The organism is Streptomyces boluensis (genome assembly GCF_009908195.1).
GTDB lineage: Bacteria > Actinomycetota > Actinomycetes > Streptomycetales > Streptomycetaceae > Streptomyces > Streptomyces boluensis.
On record NZ_JAAAHS010000656.1, the window covers coordinates 1 to 2,086 of the forward strand.

Here is a 2,086-nt window from a genome sequence, read left to right on the forward strand (position 1 = left end):
CCCACATCCCGTCCCGGAAGGACGTCCCCGTGGACCGTAGATCCCTCCTGACCGCCGCCACCGGCGCGGTCGCCCTCGGCGCCGCCGCCCAGATACCCGCCCGCGCCGCCACGGCGGCCGCGCCGGGGGCCGGCCTCGTCAGCGCGTTCAACGTCATCAGCGACATCCAGGGCGATCTGCGCGACCTGGACGTCGCCCTCAAGGACATGACCGGCATCAACCCGGCCAGCACGGGCATCGCCATCGCCGGTGACATCACGCCGCGCGGCTACGACTTCGAGTACGCGGAGGTCACCAGGGCCTTCGGCAAGCACACGCTGCCCAAGGCCGCGTGGGCGATCGGCAACCACGAGTTCTACGTGCCGAAGTGGGCCGACCCCGACACCCTGTCCCAGTCGACCTGGCCGAACGGCACCACCGAGGACTCGCTGTTCAAGAGCTTCTACAAGTTCGCCGGCCGCGACAAGGTCTACAACGAGCAGTCCTTCGGCGGCATCCCCGTGCTGACCATCGGCACCGAGAAGTACATGCACTTCCACGACTCGGCCCTGTGGGACGAGGTGTGGATGAGCGACGAGCAGTTCGCCTGGCTGGAGGACCGGCTCCGGTACTGGCAGGGCAAGCGCAAGCCGGTCATGGTCGTCACGCATCACCCGCTGCCGAACACCGTCTCCGGCAGCCGCAACAAGCTGTACATGAAGGACTACCTCCAGGCCGACCGGCTCCTCGGCATCCTCGGGCGCCACCGCGACGCTTTCCTGTTCTGCGGCCACACCCACTGGGACCTCGGCCTGTCCGACTGGTACGTACGGCGCGTGGTGCCCGGTACGGCCAACCCCGAGGGCTTCAACGTCGTCAACACCGGTGCCGTCCAGGTCGGTTGGACCGACAACGGCGCCGGCGGCGAGGTGGAGGTGCCCGGCACGTTCAACCAGGGGCTTCAGGTCGAGGTGTACCGCGACAAGGTGGTCGTGCGGGCCCGCGACTTCGCCGGCTCGGCCTGGATCAAGCAGATCACGGTGCCGCTGCACACCGCGATCTGACAGCACCCCGGTCCGGCGTCACTGCCACGCGTCGCCCCAGTCCGCGTCACGGGCCGCCTTGTACAGCGGTCCGTGGCGCTTGGTGACCGTGGTGCGTTCCAGGGCGCCGTCGGCCACACACAGGTCGAGGAGCACCTGGCCCTTGCGGATCTGCGGCCGCCGGACGATCCGTGCCGTGGCCGGTTCGGCGGGGAGGCGGGTGGCGGCGACGTAGCTGAACTTCTCGTCCTCGTACGGCAGGGAGCCGCCCTTGACCTTGCGGTGCAGGGAGGAGCGGCTGACGCGGGCGGAGAAGTGGCACCAGTCCTTGCCGGGTTCGATGGGGCAGGCGGCGCTGTGCGGGCAGGGGGCCGCGACGCGCAGGCCCGCGGCGATCAGGCGGTCCCTGGCCTCGATGATCCGGGTGTACCCGTCGGGGGTGCCGGGTTCGATCACCACGACGGTCTGCGCGGCGCGGGCGGCGGCCTCGACGACCGAGCCGCGGTCCGCCGCGGTCAGCTCGCCGAGCACGTACGAGATGGTGACGAGATCAGTGCTCTCGACGGTGAGCGCTGCTCCGATACGAGAGCGCTGCCAGCGCGCGTCGTCCAACAGGGGGTTGGCCGCGGCCAGTTCACGCCCCAGGTGCAGGGCGGGCTCGGCCCAGTCGAGGACCGTCACGGGGCGCTGCGCGGGCCAGGTCGAGGTGACCGCCCAGGTCGCCGCCCCGGTGCCGCCGCCGATGTCGGTGTGACTGTCCGGCGCCCAGCCCTCGGGCGCCGCGTCCGCGAAGGCGGCCAGGGCGGCGCGTACCGCCTCGAAGGTGGCCGGCATCCGGTACGCCGCGTAGGCCGCGACGTCCGAGCGGTCGCGGAGGACCGGGGCGTCGGTCGGGGTGCGGCCGCGGTAGTTGGCGATCAGCCGGTCCACGGCCTGGGCGGCCTGCTTGGGCGGGAGTCCGTCGAGCAGGGCTGCGAGGGCGCTGCGCAGGGTTTCGGCGGATGTGGTGGGGGCGTTCACCTGGGAATCCTACCGGGGCCCCAGTACCCCCAGGGGGCTCCGCC

The 2,086-nt window shown here is 71.6% G+C and carries 2 protein-coding genes; one reads left to right on the plus strand and one right to left on the minus strand.

The window, feature by feature from the left end:
• Positions 1–5: 5 nt before the first annotated feature.
• The gene (locus GUY60_RS37140) at positions 6–1,043 is read left to right on the plus strand and encodes a metallophosphoesterase family protein (protein ID WP_376771365.1); all 1,038 of its coding nucleotides are present in this window, start codon (positions 6–8) and stop codon (positions 1,041–1,043) included.
• 18 nt (positions 1,044–1,061) lie between these two features.
• Here the strand turns inward: GUY60_RS37140 and GUY60_RS37145 are convergent, their stop codons facing one another.
• Positions 1,062–2,042, minus strand: coding sequence for a small ribosomal subunit Rsm22 family protein (locus tag GUY60_RS37145; RefSeq protein ID WP_161705912.1), 981 nt, complete (start codon positions 2,040–2,042; stop codon positions 1,062–1,064).
• Positions 2,043–2,086: the final 44 nt, after the last annotated feature.